15 protein-coding genes and 1 pseudogene are annotated in these 17,559 nt (G+C 65.2%); 7 read left to right on the top strand and 9 right to left on the bottom strand.

What is annotated here, in order from left to right:
- Positions 1-22: 22 nt before the first annotated feature.
- A complete protein-coding gene (locus tag V8U06_RS08640) occupies positions 23-517 on the bottom strand; it encodes a GNAT family N-acetyltransferase (protein ID WP_427140303.1) in 495 nt (164 codons plus the stop codon).
- Between the two features lie 105 nt (positions 518-622).
- Here V8U06_RS08640 and V8U06_RS08635 point away from each other — a divergent pair, with 105 nt between their 5' ends.
- Positions 623-1,492 carry an aldose 1-epimerase family protein gene (locus V8U06_RS08635; protein ID WP_427140302.1) on the top strand — a complete coding sequence of 290 codons (870 nt, stop codon included), beginning with the start codon at positions 623-625 and terminating at the stop codon, positions 1,490-1,492.
- Positions 1,493-1,565: 73 nt separating this feature from the next.
- Positions 1,566-3,260: an adenine deaminase gene (ade, locus tag V8U06_RS08630; protein ID WP_427140301.1), complete on the top strand. Its 1,695-nt coding sequence runs from the start codon at positions 1,566-1,568 to the stop codon at positions 3,258-3,260.
- Between the two features lie 176 nt (positions 3,261-3,436).
- Here ade and V8U06_RS08625 read toward each other — a convergent pair whose 3' ends face one another.
- Positions 3,437-5,080, bottom strand: coding sequence for an alpha-glucosidase (locus V8U06_RS08625; protein WP_427140300.1), 1,644 nt, complete (start codon positions 5,078-5,080; stop codon positions 3,437-3,439).
- A 150-nt stretch (positions 5,081-5,230) separates the two neighbouring features.
- Between V8U06_RS08625 and V8U06_RS08620 the strand changes: the two genes are divergently transcribed.
- The 4 genes from V8U06_RS08620 to V8U06_RS08605 all read left to right on the top strand — a co-directional run bounded on the left by V8U06_RS08620 (position 5,231) and on the right by V8U06_RS08605 (position 8,692).
- Complete coding sequence (locus V8U06_RS08620) at positions 5,231-6,235, top strand: Ldh family oxidoreductase (RefSeq protein WP_427140299.1); 1,005 nt, start codon at positions 5,231-5,233, stop codon at positions 6,233-6,235.
- Positions 6,236-6,251: 16 nt separating this feature from the next.
- Entirely contained in the window at positions 6,252-7,166 is a 915-nt protein-coding gene (locus V8U06_RS08615; protein ID WP_427140298.1) for a sugar kinase, read from the top strand.
- Positions 7,167-7,263: 97 nt separating this feature from the next.
- A complete protein-coding gene (locus tag V8U06_RS08610) occupies positions 7,264-7,815 on the top strand; it encodes a YbhB/YbcL family Raf kinase inhibitor-like protein (RefSeq protein WP_427140297.1) in 552 nt (183 codons plus the stop codon).
- Between the two features lie 64 nt (positions 7,816-7,879).
- Positions 7,880-8,692, top strand: coding sequence for an AraC family transcriptional regulator (locus V8U06_RS08605; protein WP_427140296.1), 813 nt, complete (start codon positions 7,880-7,882; stop codon positions 8,690-8,692).
- Positions 8,693-8,789: 97 nt separating this feature from the next.
- Here the strand turns inward: V8U06_RS08605 and der are convergent, their stop codons facing one another.
- The 3 genes from der to V8U06_RS08590 form a co-directional block, all read right to left on the bottom strand.
- Complete coding sequence (gene der / locus V8U06_RS08600) at positions 8,790-10,220, bottom strand: ribosome biogenesis GTPase Der (RefSeq protein WP_226918184.1); 1,431 nt, start codon at positions 10,218-10,220, stop codon at positions 8,790-8,792.
- 36 nt (positions 10,221-10,256) lie between these two features.
- Entirely contained in the window at positions 10,257-10,928 is a 672-nt protein-coding gene (locus tag V8U06_RS08595) for a tetratricopeptide repeat protein (protein WP_226918183.1), read from the bottom strand.
- A 102-nt stretch (positions 10,929-11,030) separates the two neighbouring features.
- Positions 11,031-11,615 carry an NnrU family protein gene (locus V8U06_RS08590; RefSeq protein ID WP_226918182.1) on the bottom strand — a complete coding sequence of 195 codons (585 nt, stop codon included), beginning with the start codon at positions 11,613-11,615 and terminating at the stop codon, positions 11,031-11,033.
- Between the two features lie 143 nt (positions 11,616-11,758).
- Here V8U06_RS08590 and V8U06_RS08585 point away from each other — a divergent pair, with 143 nt between their 5' ends.
- Positions 11,759-12,757: a polysaccharide deacetylase gene (locus V8U06_RS08585; RefSeq protein WP_427140367.1), complete on the top strand. Its 999-nt coding sequence runs from the start codon at positions 11,759-11,761 to the stop codon at positions 12,755-12,757.
- Between the two features lie 126 nt (positions 12,758-12,883).
- Here the strand turns inward: V8U06_RS08585 and sbmA are convergent.
- The 4 genes and pseudogenes from sbmA to V8U06_RS08565 form a co-directional block, all read right to left on the bottom strand.
- Positions 12,884-14,148 (bottom strand): annotated as a pseudogene (sbmA, locus tag V8U06_RS08580) (peptide antibiotic transporter SbmA).
- Positions 14,149-14,243: 95 nt separating this feature from the next.
- On the bottom strand, positions 14,244-15,431 hold the full coding sequence (locus tag V8U06_RS08575; RefSeq protein ID WP_427140295.1) for a YbfB/YjiJ family MFS transporter: 1,188 nt from the start codon (positions 15,429-15,431) through the stop codon (positions 14,244-14,246).
- 128 nt (positions 15,432-15,559) lie between these two features.
- Positions 15,560-16,312, bottom strand: a complete 753-nt coding sequence (gene map / locus V8U06_RS08570; protein ID WP_226918178.1) for a type I methionyl aminopeptidase — start codon at positions 16,310-16,312, stop codon at positions 15,560-15,562.
- A 46-nt stretch (positions 16,313-16,358) separates the two neighbouring features.
- The gene (locus tag V8U06_RS08565; RefSeq protein ID WP_427140294.1) at positions 16,359-17,417 is read right to left on the bottom strand and encodes an LLM class flavin-dependent oxidoreductase; all 1,059 of its coding nucleotides are present in this window, start codon (positions 17,415-17,417) and stop codon (positions 16,359-16,361) included.
- Positions 17,418-17,559 lie beyond the last annotated feature (142 nt).

Below are 17,559 nucleotides of genomic sequence, written 5' to 3'. Positions count from 1 at the left end.
GGCAAGACGATGCTCCTTCCCGTCACGACGCGGGGAGGAGCTGCTTTTCATAACGCCAGATTTCAAGGTCGAACGGCCCCTCGGTCGTTTCCAGCCGGTGCGCGACCGTCCCGGCAAGATGCCATCCGCATTTCTCATAAAAGCGCGCCGCGCGATGATTGCCGATCGCGCAGGCGAGCCATCCGGTGGCCACGCCGTGAGCCGCAAGCCGGCGCTCGGCATCCGCCACCAGCGCGGCGGCAAGACCCGTGCCGCGTGCCGCGGGCGCGACGAAGAGCTGGTCCAGCTCATCATGCTTGAGGGTGCAGAAACCGAGCGGCGCACCGGGATCGCCGGCGACACGGGTCTGCGCCAGCATGGCCGGCAGGCGCTCCACGAAGCTTTCCTGCGTACGCAACCGGGTGAGCGCGGCCGGCATCACCGCGGCATGCGCGTCCTGCCAGCCGTCGAACCAGAGCTTTGCCAGCGCCGCGATCTCGGACGCTTCGGGTATCCTTAGGGTGACTGCCGGCCGCATCGCTTTCTCCATGCAAGAGGTGCCTTATCCCTTCCCCGGATGGCTCTTGCAAGTCATCGCCGTTTGAGGGCTATTGTGCGGCGTGGAAACCTGGGGGCCAGCACCATGCCGACCATCACCCGCATCGCGAACGATTTTCTTTCCGTCGACATCTCCTCCCTCGGCGCCGAAATGCAGGCGGCCACGACGCGCGACGGAGCGAACTGGCTGTGGAATGGCGACGCCGCCTTCTGGACCGGGCGGTCTCCCGTGCTGTTCCCCATCGTCGGCAAGGCGCCGGACGATACGCTGCTTGTCGACGGCAAGCCCTACACGGTGGCGCAGCACGGCTTTGCCCGGCGGCGGGAGTTCTCGCTGGAAACAGCGAGCGAAACCGCCTGCCGCTATGGGCTGGAAACCTCGGACGAGACCCGCGCCCTCTACCCCTTCGCGTTCCGGCTGACCGTGGACCATAGTCTTGACGGCCCCGCGCTCACCGTCGCCGCCACGGTGGAAAACCGGGGCGAGACGCCCATGCCCTTCGGTCTCGGCTTCCACCCTGCCTTCCTTTGGCCCCTGCCCGGCGCCGAAGGCCGGCCGCACACGATCCTGCTCGACAATGGCGCAGAACCGTTGCGCCAGCCGCTGGAAAACGGCCTGCTCTCGCAGCGCCGCGACCCCTCTCCCTTCGCCGGCGGCCGGCTCACCCTCGACCACGGCCTCTTCGCCGACGACGCCCTGGTTTTCCCTGAGAATGCAGGCAGCGGCCTCACCTACGCGGCCGAGGGCGGGCCGGCGCTGACCTTCCGTTTCGAGAACCTGCCGAACCTCGCACTCTGGACGAAACCCGGCGCACCCTTCCTTTGCGTGGAACCCTGGCATGGCACGGCGGCGGAATATGGCGGCGCGCGCGAACTGAAGGACCGGCCCTACACGACGACGCTCGGCGCGGGCGAGCAGGCACGTTTCGCCTTTACCGTGACCTTCCCGACCTGAAGTTTCGCCGCGCTGGCCCTTCCCTCTTTCGGCAGCAAGGCTAGAGTCTCCCGAAACGGATTCGGAGACCGACATGACCGACTTGGAACGCTTCATCGACCAGGGAACCGGCCGCGAACCGGCCGATATCGTGCTGAAGGGCGGGCAGTTCTTCGATCTCGTGACGGGCGAGCTCGTTGCCTCCGACATCGCCATTTGCGGAGGGCGCATCGTCGGCACCTGCGGCAGCTATACCGGCCGCACGGAAATCGACATTACCGGCCGTACCGTCGTACCCGGCTTCATCGATACCCATCTCCACATCGAATCCTCGCTGGTGACGCCGCATGAATTCGACCGCTGCGTCCTGCCCTACGGCGTGACGACGGTCATCTGCGATCCGCACGAGATCGCCAACGTGCTTGGCACCGAAGGCATCCAGTTCTTCCTCGACAGCGCACTGGAAACGATCATGGACATCCGCGTGCAGCTCTCGAGCTGCGTGCCGGCGACCCATCTCGAAACATCCGGCGCGGACCTGCCGATCGAGCGGCTCCTGCCCTTCCGCGATCATCCCAAGGTGATCGGCCTTGCCGAATTCATGAATTTTCCAGGGGTGATCCACAAGGATCCAGTCTGTCTCGCCAAGCTCGAAGCCTTCCAGGGCGCGCATATCGACGGCCACGCGCCGCTGCTCTCCGGCAACGATCTCAACGGGTATCTATCGGCCGGCATCCGCACCGAACACGAATGCACCACCGCGGAGGAGGCGCTGGAAAAGATCCGCAAGGGCATGCACATCCTCGTGCGCGAAGGCTCCGTCTCCAAGGACCTGCACGCGCTGATGCCCATTCTCACCGAACGTCTCTCGCCCTTCATCGCGCTCTGCACCGACGACCGCAACCCGCTCGACATCGCCGAGCAGGGCCATCTCGACTACATGATCCGCACCGCCATCGGCCATGGCCGCGCACCGCTCGCCGTCTATCGCGCCGCGTCGATTTCCGCGGCGAAGGCCTTTGGTCTTCGCGATCGCGGTCTCGTCGCACCGGGCTGGCGGGCCGACCTCGTCGTCGTCGACACGCTGGAAAACTGCAAAGCCGAGATGGTCTTCTCCGCGGGCCGCAAGGTCGATGCCGCGCTCTTTGCCACGCGCAGGCCGGTCGAACCCGTCGGCCTCGACAGCGTCAAGGCCCGCCCGGTCAATGCCGCCCATTTCGCCGTTCCGGTCACGGACGGCGAGACGCCGGTCATCGGCGTCCTGCCGGGCAAGATCATCACCGAGCATCGTCGCTACCGTCTGCCCGCGAAAGGCAATCAGACGACCGTCGATCTCGCGCAGGACATCATCAAGGTGGCCGTCATCGAACGCCACGGCAAGAACGGCAACCATGCCAACGGCTTCGTCCAGGGTTTCGGCCTGAAGAAGGGCGCCATCGCCTCGACAGTCGGCCATGACAGCCACAATATCTGCGTCGTCGGCGTCGACGAGGACGATATGGCGCTTGCTGCCAATCGCCTCGGCGAGATCAAGGGCGGCTTCGTCGTCGTGGAAAACGGCATCGTGACGGGCGAGATCGCCCTGCCGGTCGCCGGCCTGATGAGCCTTGAGCCCTACGAGGCCGTCCGCGACACACTCCACCATCTGCGCCAGGCCGCTTTCGCCCTCGGCGCGACGCTGGAGGAACCCTTCCTCCAGCTCGCCTTCCTGCCGCTCCCCGTCATCCCGCACCTGAAGATTTCGGATCGCGGCATGGTGGATGTAGACCGGTTTGCGCTGATGGAATGAGGCCGGCCTTTCTGGCAAGACGCGGGCGCTGGAGCATGTCAGGTTCAGATTGAACCAGACATGCTCTACATTCTTTTGTTTTCGTTTGGCTTTTCGGGAAAACCGGTTCCCACTTTTCCCTGACAAACTCTAGCTTTTTGTTTTTACCGCGTTCTCCGGCGCCGAGACGATCCGCTCTAGAGACGCACGCACGCCATATCCAGCCCGTCGAGCTCGATCGACCCGTCCTTCAGCTTCGCGCCGAAACCGGGCACCGGTAGCGGCGCGCCGAGCTTCAGCGATTTCGCCGGCACGAACTCGGCCTTTTCCCGCGTCAGGTTGAAGACGAAGAGCAGCTTTTCGCCGCCCTTCTCGCGGGTGAAGGCGAGGATGTCGTGGTTGGAATGGAGGAAGGCCATGTCGCCGTCATGCAGCGTCTCATGCTCCCTGCGGAAGGCGAGCGTCGCGCGGTAGTGGTTGAGCACCGAGCCGGCGATCTTCTCCTGCGTATCGACGGCAAGCCGGGCGTGATCCTCCGGAACCGGCAGCCAGGGTTTTCCCGTGCTGAAACCGGCATGGGCCTCGCCATGCTGCCAGGGCATCGGCGTGCGGCACCCGTCGCGGCCCTTGAAGGCCGGCCAGAAGCGGATGCCATAGGGATCGCGCAGATCCTCGAAGGCAAGGTCGGCCTCGGTGAGACCGAGTTCCTCGCCCTGATAGAGGCAGATCGAGCCGCGCAAGGTCGACAGGAGCGTGATCGCGAGTTTCGCGACACGCTCGCGCTCCTCCGAGGTCTTGATGAAGCGGCTGACATGCCGGTTGACGTCGTGGTTGGAGAAGGCCCAGCAGACCCAGCCATCCGTCACCGCCCGCTGGAAACCCTGCACGCATCTGCGCACATGGTCGGCCGTGAAATCCGGCCCGAGCAGGTCGAACGTGTAGCACATGTTCAGCTTGTCGCCGCCGCTGGTATATTCGGCGACCGTCTTCAGCGAGCGCGCGCCATCGCCCACCTCGCCCACGGTCATGCGTCCCTCGTACTCGTCGAGCAGCGCGCGGAAGCGCTTGAGGAAATCGATGTTCTCCGGCTGCGTCTTGTCATAGCGATGCGTCTGCATGCCATAGGGATTGACGTCCGGCGCATCGAGGCCGATCTCGTCCGGGTTGGGGTCGTGCGGCGGATTATCGCGCAGCTTCCGATCGTGGAAGTAGAAGTTCACGGTATCGAGACGGAAGCCGTCGACGCCCCGGTCGAGCCAGAAACGCACGGTCTTCAAAAGCGCGTCCTGCACATCCGGATTGTGGAAGTTGAGGTCTGGCTGCGAGGTCAGGAAGTTGTGCATGTAATATTGCTTGCGCACGCCGTCCCATTCCCAGCCCGGCCCGCCGAAGATGGACAGCCAGTTGTTGGGCGCCGTGCCGTCCGGCTTCGGATCGGCCCAGACATACCAGTCCGCCCGCGGGTTCTTGCGGCTGGAACGGCTTTCGACGAACCAGGGATGCTGGTCGGAGGTGTGCGAAATCACCTGATCGATGATCACCTTGATGCCGAGGCGATGGGCCTCGGCCAGCATGACGTCGAAGTCGGCGAGCGTGCCGAACATCGGATCGACGTCGCAATAGTCCGAAACGTCATACCCCATGTCGGCCATCGGCGACTTGAAGAATGGCGAAAGCCAGATCGCATCGACACCGAGCGAGGCGATATGCCCGAGCCGCCTGGTGATGCCCCTCAGATCCCCCATGCCGTCGCCGGTCGTGTCCTGGAACGAGCGGGGATAGACCTGGTAGATGACCGCGCCGCGCCACCAGTTGTCGGTCTTGTTGCGGGGCTTTGCCATGCGTCTTCGCTCCAGTGCCTGTTGCTGCCGGACAAGATGTAACGCGCACCCTTGCGGGGGTAAACGGCAGGCAGCCGGATTTTTCCGAGGTTGACGAGGCGGCGCCCGGTCTGGATGATGCCCCCGAATTCCATAGAGAAGCTCGACCATATGACCGATGCCGTCACCCTTTCCCCCACGGAAGCCCTCGACCTTGCCCGCGCTGCGTTGATGCGCGTCGGCATGGCCGAACCGGCCGCCGATGCGCTCGCCCGCGCGACCGTCGATGCCGAGATGGCCGGCAAGCGGACGGTCGGTTTCCTGCATCTGACGGATTACCTGCGCAGCCTCGTGGATGGCCGGATCGTCGGGCGCGCCGAACCGCTGATCACCTCGCCCGTGCCGGCCATCATGAAATGCGATGCGATGGGCGGCATCGCCCAGCACGGCTTTTCCATCGCCCATGAGGAACTGGTGTCCAAGGCAAAGACCTTCGGCATCGCGGTCTTCACCTCGCATAACAGCTACACGACCGGTGAACTCGGCTGGTATGCCGCTCGCCTTGCTGAAGAGGGACTGGTGGCGCTGGCCGCAACCAATGGCCCGGCCCTGCTGGCCGGCGCCGGCAGCCGCCAGCCCGTCTACTGTACCAATCCGCTCGCCTTCGCCGCGCCCCTCGAAGACGGCCGTTTCCTGCTCGTCGATCAGGCGTCCAGCGCCACGGCCTATGTCAACATCCGCGAGGCGGCCGCCCGCGGCGAAGCGATCCCCGACAGTTGGGCGCTCGATCAGGACGGCGAGCCGACGACCGATCCCTTCGCCGCCATGCAGGGGGCGCTGCTCGCCTTCGGTGGCCAGCGCGGCGCGAATATCGCGCTGATGGTGGAAGTGCTCGCCGCTGGCCTGACGGGCGCCAACTGGTCGCTCGACGCGCCGGATTTCCAGGCTGGCGATACTTCGCCGGGCGCCGGCCTCTTCGTGCTCGCGCTTTCGCCGCAGCTCCTTGCCGAAGATTTCCCCTCCCGGTTTGCCGCGCAGGCCGCGCGCCTTTCCCGTGACTACGGGGTGCACATCCCCGGCCTCGACCGCGCGGAACGGCAACGCGCGGCGGAAAGCACCGGCATCGTCTTGCCGCGGCAACTCTTTGACAGTATTTCCTCTTTCCGGCGAAGTTAACCGGGAGGGACGGGCAATGGCGGGACGGCTGCTGGCAATCGGCGAATGCATGGTGGAACTGATGCAGGCCGAGGGCGGGCTGATGCGCAAGAGCTTTGCCGGCGATACGTTCAACACCGCCTATTACGCCCGTCAATTCTTGCCCGCGGACTGGAGCGTCGAGTATCTCTCGGCCGTCGGCAAGGACATGATCTCCGATGAAATGCTGGCCTTCATGGAAGGCCACGGCATCGGCACCGATCATGTCGCGCGCATCGACGGTCGTTCGCCGGGCCTTTACATGATCCATCTCAAGGACGGCGAACGCAGCTTCTCCTACTGGCGCTCGGTCTCCGCCGCAAAGCTGCTCGCCCGTGACGGCGACAGGCTGCGTGCCGCCATCGAGGCCTCCGACATCATCGTCTTCTCCGGCATCACGCTTGCCATCCTGCCCGCCGAGGATGTGGAAACGCTGCTGGCAGAGCTGCGCCGCGCCAAGGCCGCCGGCAAGCGCGTCGTCTTCGATCCCAATATCCGCCCCCGCCTGTGGGACGATGCCGACCGCATGCGCGCGGCGATCACCGAGGGCGCACGCGCCGCGACGCTCGTCATGCCGAGCCTCGATGACGAAGTCACCCATTTCGGCGATGCTGGGCTGGACGAAACCGTCGCCCGCTATCGCGCCCTCGGCGTGGACGGGCTGGTGGTGAAAGACGGTGCGGAGGGCGCGACGTTGGTCTTCGCTGAAAACCGCGATCATGTGCCGTCCGCCAGGGTCGAAAAGATCGTCGATACCACCAGCGCCGGCGACAGCTTCAACGGCGGCTTCCTCGCCCGCCTCGCGACGGGCGCCAGTCCCACGCAGGCCGCGCGCTTTGCCGCCGATGTCGCCGCCGCGGTCATCCAGCATCACGGTGCCCTGGTGGCAAAGGACAAGCTGCCGAACGGCTGATTGATCGGATCGGCACGAAAAACGATCGGCCGCGCACCGACGCAGCCGGCGATCCGCCCTAGCCTGTTCCCGTCTTAACCGATGACAGGACAGGCCCATGACAAACACGATCACCAAGGCGGCGCTCGCCGCCGCGCTTTGCCTTTGCCCGCTGACAAGCCGCGCGGCCGATTTCACCGTCAGCAGCGAGGCCTTTGCCTCCGGCACCGTGCAGCCGGCGCAATTTGCCGACATCATGGGCTGCACCGGCAAAAACGTCTCGCCCGACATCCATTGGTCGAACGCCCCCGCCGGCACCAAAAGCTTCGTGGTGACGATCTACGACAAGGATGCGCCGACCGGATCCGGTTGGTGGCACTGGGTCGTGGTGGACCTTCCCGCCGATGCCACCGGGCTTGCAGCGGGCGCAGGCAACGGCGAGGCGGCCCTGCCGAAGGGCGCGCGCATGACGCCGACGGATATGGGCACGCCCGGCTTCCTCGGCGCCTGCCCGCCGGAGGGGCCGGAACACGACTACACGATCACCGTGAAGGCGCTCGGCATCGACACGCTTCCGGTGCCCGACACGGCGACGCCGGCCATGGTCGGCTTCGTCAGCACCATGAACGCGCTGGCCACGGCGACCGTCTCGGCCAAGGGAAAACGCTGACACCGGTTCTTGCCCGGGCCTTACCGTCAGGGATAGGCTCGGGCGAAACCATCGGATGGACCGGATGAACATCGCCATACGCCCCGAGATCGGCGCCTCGGCCCGCATCGTGCAGTACAACCGGCTGCGCTATGCCAATATCCTGATCAATCGCCCCGTCCTCATTCTCGTCGAACGCGGCACGAAGGTGCTGCGCACGGGCGACGAGGAATGGATCGTGCCCGCGGGTGGCTGCATCGCGCTGGCGCAGGGCGAGACCTTCGACGTCATCAACGCCGCCGAGGGCGAAGCGGCCTATGAGGCGCGCTGGATCGCCTTCGAGCCGGAGACCGTCGCCGCCTTTGCCGCCGGTTCCGGCACCGGCCGTCCGTTTCCGCGCGCCTTCACCGTCGACCGCCCGCATCGCAGCTTTCACGACGCCTTTGCCGATTGCGCGCAGGCGATCGTCGAACCCGACAGTATCCCGGCCGAAATCGCCCGACACCGGCTCGGCGAACTCCTGCTCTGGCTGGATCTAGCCGGCGGGCGCTTCGCGCTGCCGCGGGCTGCCGGCTTCAGCGACCGCGTGCGCGACCTGATTTCCGCCGAACCCCATGCAGACTGGACGAGCGCCGACCTTTGCAGGGCGCTTGCCGTCAGCGAAGCGACGCTGCGGCGCAAACTCTCGGCGGAAAACTGGTCGTTCCAGGCGCTGCTGATCGACGTGCGCATGTCCATCGCCATGCAGTTGCTGCAGTCGACGGCGCTTTCGATCCTGCGGATCGCCGAAGCGGTGGGCTACGATTCGCAGTCGCGCTTCGCGGCGCGGTTCCGCGCGCGCTTCGGCTTTGCGCCGAGCGCGATCCGCGGGCACATCCGGCCCGGCCCCGGGTCTTAGAGTTTGTCAGGGAAAAGTGGGAACCGGTTTTCCCGAAAAGACAAACGAAAACAAAAGAATTTAGAGCATGTCAGGTTCAAGCTGAACCTGACATGCTCTAGCGCTTTTTCTTCGCCTTGTTCGCGAACGGATTGTCCGCCGCCCTGAAGTGGATGCGGATCGGCACGCCCGGCAGGTTGAAGTCGTTGCGCAGGCCGTTCGTCAGGTAGCGGATATAGGATTCCGGCAGCGCGTCGGGACGCGTGCAGGAAATCATGAAGCCCGGCGGGCGGGCCTTCACCTGCGTCATGTATTTCAGCTTCAGGCGGCGGCCGGAAACGGCCGGTGGCGGATGCTGGGTCTGCTGGGCATCCAGCCAGCGGTTCAGCTTGGCCGTGGAGATGCGGCGGTTCCAGGTGCGGTCCGTTTCGATGACGGCCTGCATCAGCTTGTCGAGGCCGCGACCCGTCTGGCCGGAAACCGGGACGGCGCGAATGCCACGCGCCTGCGGCAGCAGCCGGTCGGTCTTCTCGCGCAGGTCCGCAAGCACGGCCTGCGGGTCGTCGATCAGGTCCCACTTGTTGAAGGCGAGCACGGCGGCGCGCCCTTCGCGCAGCACGAGGTCGACGATCTGCAGGTCCTGCTTCTCGAAGGGAATGGTGGAATCGAAGACGATGACAACCGTCTCGGCAAAACGGATGGCGCGCAGGCCGTCGGCGACGGAGAGCTTTTCCAGCTTCTCCTGCACCTTGGCCTTGCGGCGCATGCCGGCCGTGTCGAACATCTTGATCGTGCGGCCCTTCCAGTCCCATTCGACGGAGATGGAATCGCGCGTGATGCCGGCTTCCGGGCCGGTCAGCAGCCGGTCCTCGCCGAGGAAGCGGTTGATGAGCGTGGACTTGCCCGCATTGGGGCGGCCGACGATGGCGACGCGCAGCGGCTTCGTCTCGTCATATTCCGGTTCGAAATCCTCGTCCTCTTCCGCACCTTCGGCCAGTTCCGCGCGCACGTCGATATCGGTGACGGCCTCGTCGTCTTCCGGGAAGGCGCGTTCCTCGCCGATGGCGGCGACGATGGCGTCGCGCAGGTCGAGCATGCCCTGGCCGTGTTCGGCCGAGATCGGCGTCGGTTCTCCGAGGCCGAGCGTGAAGGCATCGTAGAAGCCGCCGTCGGAGCCGCGGGCTTCCGACTTGTTGGCGACGAGCACGACGGGCTTGCCCTTCTTGCGCAGCATGTCGGCGAGCGCCTGGTCGACGGGCGTCAGCCCCATCTTGGCGTCGACCACGAAGAGCGAGAGATCCGCTTCGTCGATGGCAGCTTCCGTCTGGGCGCGCATGCGACCCTGCAGCGTGTCGGGCGCGGCCTCTTCGAGACCGGCGGTATCGACGATGCGGAAGCGCAGGTCGACGAGGCGTGCATCGCCGGGGCGGCGGTCACGCGTGACGCCGGGCGTGTCGTCGACGAGCGCGAGCTTCTTGCCCACGAGCCTGTTGAACAGGGTGGACTTGCCGACATTGGGGCGTCCGACAATGGCGACGGTAAAGCTCATGAACGTGTTCCGTTGTAGTGACCCGGGAAAGCCGGATCAGGAGGACAGCTTGCCGCTTGCGGCAATCAGGTCAAGCAGCATCTTCGCGCGGTTGGCGACGGTGCGCGGGCTTTCGCTGTCGTTGACGATGGCATCGAACCATTCCTTGGCGCGCGCATAGTCCTCGTGCTTGTAGGCGGAGAGACCGAGAACCTCGCGGGCGGAATGGCGCAGCGCGCTCTGCGGCGTCGCAAGCTGTTCGGCTTCGGCGGACACCTGATCGTAGGTGCCGGTATCGACAAGCACATAAGCGGCGCGAAGGCGCGCGGCATCGCGCAGCGCCTGCGGCACCGACGTATCCTTGGAGATCGCCGTGAAGGCGTTGACGGCGGCCTGCCCGTCCGTTTCGGCGAGCAGCGAGGCCGAGCGCATGCGCGCCAGGACGGAATAGGAGCCGAAGCCGTCCTTCTCGAGACCGGTGAGCGCTGCAAGCGCCTCGTCCTTCTTGCCTTCGCGGGCAAGGTTCAGGGCGGCGAGGAACTGATCGCCGGCGGCCGAAGCTTCGCCGTCGCGCCAGTATTCGTAGCTCACCTTGCCGATCGTGCCGAGAACGACCAGAACGGCGCCGGCGATGAGGACACGGCCGAAGCGCTTCCAGACCAGGCGCATCTGGTCGGAACGCAGTTCCTCGTTCACCTCGCGGATAAAGCTGTCGTCCTGATGTACCATTCCCTGCCCGGCTCTTGCTGACGATTGGAGTTCGCGCCTTCTACCCCATTTTCTCGGCGTTGTAAGGGGGCAGGCGTGAAAACCCCGGGATCGGCCTGTGTATCAGGGCAGCGGCGCGACGCCGATCACCCATTCGTGAAGCTTGAGAACGATGACGGCGTAGAGTGCGAGGCCGACGACGACGGCGACCAGATCGTATTTTGCCGACACGAAGACCGGCAGTTTCGTCTCTCCCGCCGCGATGCGCTTCTTCAGCGTGATGCGCAGGATGACCGCCCAGGCGAGGATCGTGACGAAAAGCAGCACCGAGTAGCTTTCGCCATTGGCGAGCAGGTGGGCCAGCGCCCAGATCTTGATGGCGACGAGCACGGGGAACTTCAGCCTCGTGCGGATGTGTCCGGCCGGCAGGAAACCGGCGACGAGACAGATCGAGGCGATCATCATCAGCGTCAGTGCGATATGCGCCATAAAGGTCGGCGGGAAATAGAGCATCTCACCGCCATTCGCGCGCGCATCGACAAAACCGTAGGCGATGAGCACGAGGCTTGCCAGCGAGACGATGCCGTGCAGCGCCATCCATGCCGGCTTGCCGAGCGTGGCGATGCCCGCATTGCGCAGTCCGGGCGCGAAGGGACGCAGGAGATGCGTGACGATGAAGAGAACGAGACCGGCGATGAGCAACGTCATGGAAATGCCCCTTGAAAAAATCTTCGGTCCTTGACCGCTTCCTCTGGAATATCTCCCGCCGCGAGACAATTCCAGTCCGATCAAAGGATTGCCGCATTCGGAATCGATGAGAGACCCTTTGCAAATTGTCGCGGGTCGCCATGTTGTCTCGATTTTTCCTTCTTCCCCTCGCCGCCGCGCTCACCGTCGGCTCGGCCAACGCCAAGGACGATGCGATCGAGCCGGCCAAGCGCAAGCAGCTCGTCATCGTCTCCTTCGACGGCGCGCACGACAATCTCCTGTGGGAGAAGAGCCGCGCCATGGCGAAGCGCACCGGCGCGCATTTCACCTATTTCCTTTCCTGCACCTTCCTCTTTCCGAAGAGCGAGCGCGCCAAATACCAGGCGCCGCATGAAAAGCGCGGCCGCTCCAATGTCGGATTTGCACCCGACAAGGACGACACGATCCTGCGGCTGGGCGAAATCTGGCTGGCGAAGCTCGAGGGACACGACATCGGCAGCCACGCCTGCGGCCATTTCGATGGCGGCAAGTGGAGCGAAGCGGACTGGAAGGCGGAGTTCGCCTTCTTCCGGGATTCGCTGAAGAACGCCTGGCAGAATGCCGGCGTCGGCGAGCGGGAGCCGGCTGGCTGGCAGGATTTCGTGGCCAGGGACATCAAGGGGTTCCGCGCCCCCTATCTTTCGGCCGGCAGCGGGCTTGTGAAAGCCCTTGAGGCGGAAGGCTTCCGCTATGACGCCAGCCTCGTGACGAAGGGGCCGGCCCTCCCCGTCGCGAGCGGCGCGATCGCCCGCTTCGGCCTGCCGCTCATCCCCGAGGGGACATCCGGGCGCCCGGTCATCGCGATGGACTACAACCTCTATGTCCGCCATTCCAAGGGCAAGGAAAACCCCGAAAAGAGCGCCGCCTTCGAGGAAAGCACGCTGAAAGCCTATCGCGATGCCTTCGACCGGCAATATGACGGCGAGCGCATCCCCCTTCAGCTCGGCTTCCATTTCGTCGAGATGAATGCCGGCGCCTATTGGCGCGCGCTCGACCGCTTCCTGACGGAAACCTGCGGCAGGGCGGACGTCGCCTGCGTCAACTATGTCGAGGCGATGGACATCCTCGCAAAGGACAAGAAGGCGGCCGGAGCCGCCCTCTGAGAATAACCCGATAACCGGAACTGTCCTGGAGCATTTCCGGTTTATCGGGTTCGCCGGAAATGCTCTGGCTTTTGTTTTTACCGCATTATCCGACGCCGAAGCGACCCCGCTTCGGCCGGAAACTCTCTAGCGCGCCAGGTCCTCGTTGCCGCCGGCCTCGATGAACTGCTGGTCGATGCTCGGCAGTTCCTGCCCTTCGATCGCCGCCTCGAAGGCCTTCAGGCGCTTGAAGATCGACTGCAGCTCGATGATCGTCGACCAGGAGTTGACGAGATACTGGAACGAGCTCGACACCTGCCCGAAGGCCGTCAGGATCTGTTCAGGATACCATAGGTGATCTTGCCGCCGACGATGGTCGGCACGAGGATGAAGTAGACGAAGAGGTTGTCGGCCTGCAGGTAGAACATGCGGGCGACGTTGAAATAGAGATAGTGGAAATAGAGCCGGAAATAGTTCGTCCGGACATTGTCGAAGAGCTCGCGAACCGTCGGCGGCTGGGCGCGGCTGGCGTCATCCTCGCCATAGACCAGTTCCTTGCGGTAGGCCGCCTCGACGCGCTGGTTGCGGAATTCGAGGCCCGGCAGCTTGATGCCAACGAAGGCGAGCAGGAAGGTGCCGAAGGCCGACCAGAGGATCGCGGCCCAGAACAGCGCATGCGGGATCTCGCCGATGAAGGGCATCGGGCCGATATGGACCGAAAGCGCGAAGAGCACCGGCAGGAAGGCGACCAGCGTCATCACCGCATCGATCAGGCTGACGCCGAGACCTTCGGTGATGGTGGCGAAGCGCATCGTGTCTTCCTGCACGCGCTGCGAGGCGCCTTCGATATGGCGCACGCGCGTCCACAGCGACATGTAGTAATTGTTCATCGCCGTGCGCCAGCGGAAGACATAGTGGCTGACGAAGAAGCGCGTGATCACGTAGACGAAGACGCTGATGAAGGCGATCTGGCAGAAGATCAGCATCAGGTCGAAGAAGTGATCGACCGTGACCGTGCTGTTCTGCTGGAAGGCGCCCATCAGCGTGTCACCGAAGGGCCGGCGCCAGTTGTTGATGGCGAGCGAGACCTGCACGCTGAAATAGGTCGAGAAGATGATGAAGGCCGAACCCCAGATCGACCAGTTGGTCCAGGGATTGTCCTTCGCCCGGATCTGCCAGAACAGGCCGAAGATGCCGGTGCAGATGAGGAAGTAGAGGTAGAACCAGATGTTGTCGGGCGTCACGAAATAGCCGAGGCCGACGGGCGGCTCGGTGCCCTCGGGCAGCGGTGGCATGCCGAGGACCGCGCCGAAATCGGCGCCGCCAAGATACCAGACCGCAATCGCAAGCAGCGTCCAGACGACGAGGGAGGAAAAGAACAGCTTCGGCTGCGGGAAGAAGGCGTGGACCAAGGGGCGAAACTCTCGTTTGCGAGGGGCAGCCGCGCTGCCGGTTCGCGCCGAACCTAGAGGAGTTTGCACAGGGCAACAATCGGCACGCGCCCGGATTACCGAGATTTAATGGAGAGCGCGCCGCCGAGAACCGTGATGGCCGCGGCAAGCAGCAGGAGGGCGGCCGCGGCGAGACTCGCCAGCACGTAGCTTCCCGCGCGCGCCGCAAGGAAGCCTGCGCCGAGCGGCCCGAGGATCTGTCCGACGCCGAAGGCGGCCGTCATCAGCGCCAGCACACGCCGCGGGCTTTCGCTGGCGAGAACCCGGCCAAGCTGCAGGCCATAGGCCGTGATGACGATGAAGGTGAGCCCGAGCAGCGCGCCGCCGATGAGCGCGGACCAGGGAAAGGGCAGCGTGACCGTCATGGCGACGCCCACCGTCTCGACGAGAAGGGCGGCAAGATAGGCGGCCGCGACGCCATGGCGCCGTTCCACCGGCTTCCAGGCGATGAGCGAAACCGCGGCGGCGGCACCCGTCAGGAGCCAGGTGAGGCATTCCAGCAGCGGGCTTTGCGCCCCTTCCCGCGCGATGGCGACGATGAAGGTGGCGGTGACGACATAGCCGATGCCGAAGAGGCCGTAGCTCAGCGTCAGCGCCGCAAGCGGCCGCGTCCAGACGATGGGCGGTTCACGCGCGGCGACCGTGTTGCGGGAAGGCCGGGGCAGCAGCATGGCGACGACGGCAAGGCCGAGCGCGCCGAGCAGCGCCCCGGCGAGCCAGTCGATCCGCCAGGTGGGAAGCGCGGGATCGGCAATCAGCGAGAGCAGATAGACGAGCACCGCCGAGACCGCGATGCCGATGCCGACGCCGGAAAAATGCGCGCGTTGCACGCCGGGATCCTGATGGGCAAGGCCGATGGTGAGCACGATGCCCGTCGTGAAGATCATGGCGAAGGCACTGGCAAGGCCGGCGAGAAACCGCACGAGGGACAGCGCCGCAACGCCCGAGAGCAGGCCCATGGCGATGAGAAGCAGCACGGTCGCCGCCAGCGCGCCGAGCGCGAGGCGCCGTTCGTGGCCGGCCGCCCAGCCATAGGCCGCCAGCACCGCGCCGAGGAGGTAACCCGCAAAATTTGCCGCCGCGATGATGCCGGCATCGGCAGCATCGAGGCCGAGACCCGCCATCATGCCGGGGAGCACGGGCGTATAGAAGAAGCGGCCGAGCCCCATGGCGACGGCCATGGCAAGCGCCCCGGCAAGGGCCGCCCGGACGGGTTCGCGGGACAGGACTGTGCGTTGCATCATGCCGCGACCATCGCACTGCACCATGGCCGCGACAAACGAGATAATTTGATGATCGGATCAGCCCCGGTGAAGGCTGGAGCGTTTCCGGCAAAGGGCGGCGCGCCTTACCGCCGCGATCCCTGAAGCGCCTAGCCCGGCAGCGTCACCACCAGCGGACCGTTGCGCGTGGCGACGACCGTATGCTCGAACTGCACGGTCGGCGCGCTCGGCTCGCTGTAGAGCGTCCACTCGTCGCGGTCGCCGCCCTCGGCCCAGTTGGCGCCGAGCGACAGGAAGGGCTCCACCGTGAAGACCAGACCTTCCGTCATCTGGCGCTTTTCCTGCGGATCGGGCCAGGTGGCGATTTCCGTCGGCTCCTCGTGCAGCGAGCGGCCGACGCCGTGGCTGGCAAGGTTGGCGATCAGCGTATAGCGGTTCTTGCGCGCGAACTCGCCGATGGCGTTGCCGACCTGCGCCAGCGGCTTGCCCGCCTTCACTTCCTTGAGACCGACCCACAGCGCCCGCTTGCCGTCCCGGCAGAGACGTTCCACCGCAGGCGCCGCGCGGCCGACCGTGAAGGACGCGCCGGTATCGGCGAAGTAGCCGTCGAGCTCGGCGGAAACGTCGATATTGATGAGGTCGCCTTCGCGGATCACGCGGTCGCCCGGAATGCCGTGCGCCACCTCCTCGTTGAGGGAAATGCAGGTCGCGCCCGGGAAATTATAGCAGCTTTCCGGCGCCGAGCGCGCACCCGCGGCCTCCAGCATGCGGCGGCCGATCAGGTCGAGTTCGGCCGTCGTCATGCCCGGCCGGAGCGCCGTCGACATGTGTTGCAGCACATTCGCGCAGATCCGGCCGATGGCCTTCAGGCCGTTGAGGTCTTCATCGTTTCCAAGGGTCATCGCATCTCTCTTTCGGGGCGCGTCCTATCATGGACGCGCCACGCTGTCAGGCGGAAGCGGCCATATCCGCCCTTGCTTCCGCCAGCATCTCGCGCACCAGCGGCGCGACCTTCGTGCCGTAGAGCTCGATACCGCGCAAAATATGGTCGTGCGGCATCATTCCGATCGCCATCTGCAGGAGGAAGCGGTCGTTCTGGAAAATCTTCCAATGCGCGACGATCTTCCGCGCCACCGTTTCGGGATCGCCGAGGAAGAGATGGCCGTCCGGGCCGATGGACTGGTCGAACTGCGCCCGGCTCGTCGGTCCCCAGCCGCGTTCGCGGCCGATGCGGTTCATCACCTCGGCCTGCGGCCCGTAGAAGATATCCGCCGCAGCCGCGGTCGTATCGGCGATGAAGCCATGCACATTGATGCTGGTCTTCAGCTTCTCCGCGCCCTGCTCCGCACGGCGGGCGGCCTCGCGGTAGAGATCGAACAGCGGCGCGTACCGCGCCGGCGTGCCGCCGATGATGGCGAGCGCCAGCGGCAGACCGTAGGCACCCGCCCGCGCCACCGACTGGGGCGTGCCGCCGACGGCAATCCAGATCGGCAGCCTGCCATGCGCCGGGCGCGGATAGACGCCAAGCCCCGGCAGCGGCGCGCGCATCACGCCGTTCCAGGAGACCTTTTCGCTTTCGTTGAGCGCCAGCAGCAGGTCCAGCTTCTCTTCGAAAAGCTGGTCATAATCGTCAAGCGCATAGCCGAAGAGCGGGAAGGATTCGATGAAGGAGCCGCGCCCCGCCATGATCTCCGCCCGACCGCCCGAAATGAGGTCGACCGTCGCGAACTGCTGGAACACCCGCACCGGATCGTCGGACGACAGCACCGTCACGGCGCTCGAAAGCCGGATGTTTTTCGTCTGCGCCGCGGCGGCGGCCAGCACGACGGCGGGAGCGGAGGCGGCATAGTCCGCCCGGTGATGCTCGCCAAGTCCGAAGACATCGAGCCCGACCTGATCGGCCAGCGCGATTTCTTCCAGGAGGTTCTTCAGCCGCCGCTCCCCTTCCCGCCCCTTGTCGGCGGCATTGGGATCGACATCGGCAAAGGTATAGAGGCCAAGTTCCATGGGATGTTCCGGATGAAAGAGGAATTTGCCGTGAGATAGGACCGGCTGAAGCCGCTTGGAAGGGCCAATCGGGAAACAGTGTGTTTACCGGTGACCAGCCGCCGCCTCGCCACGAAAACCGGCAGCCGGCATAGCGCACAAG

Origin of the sequence: Shinella sp. G-2, from assembly GCF_050172695.1 — a bacterium.
In the GTDB taxonomy this organism is placed as follows: Bacteria; Pseudomonadota; Alphaproteobacteria; order Rhizobiales; family Rhizobiaceae; genus Shinella.
This window is presented reverse-complemented; position numbering and strand designations above follow the sequence as displayed.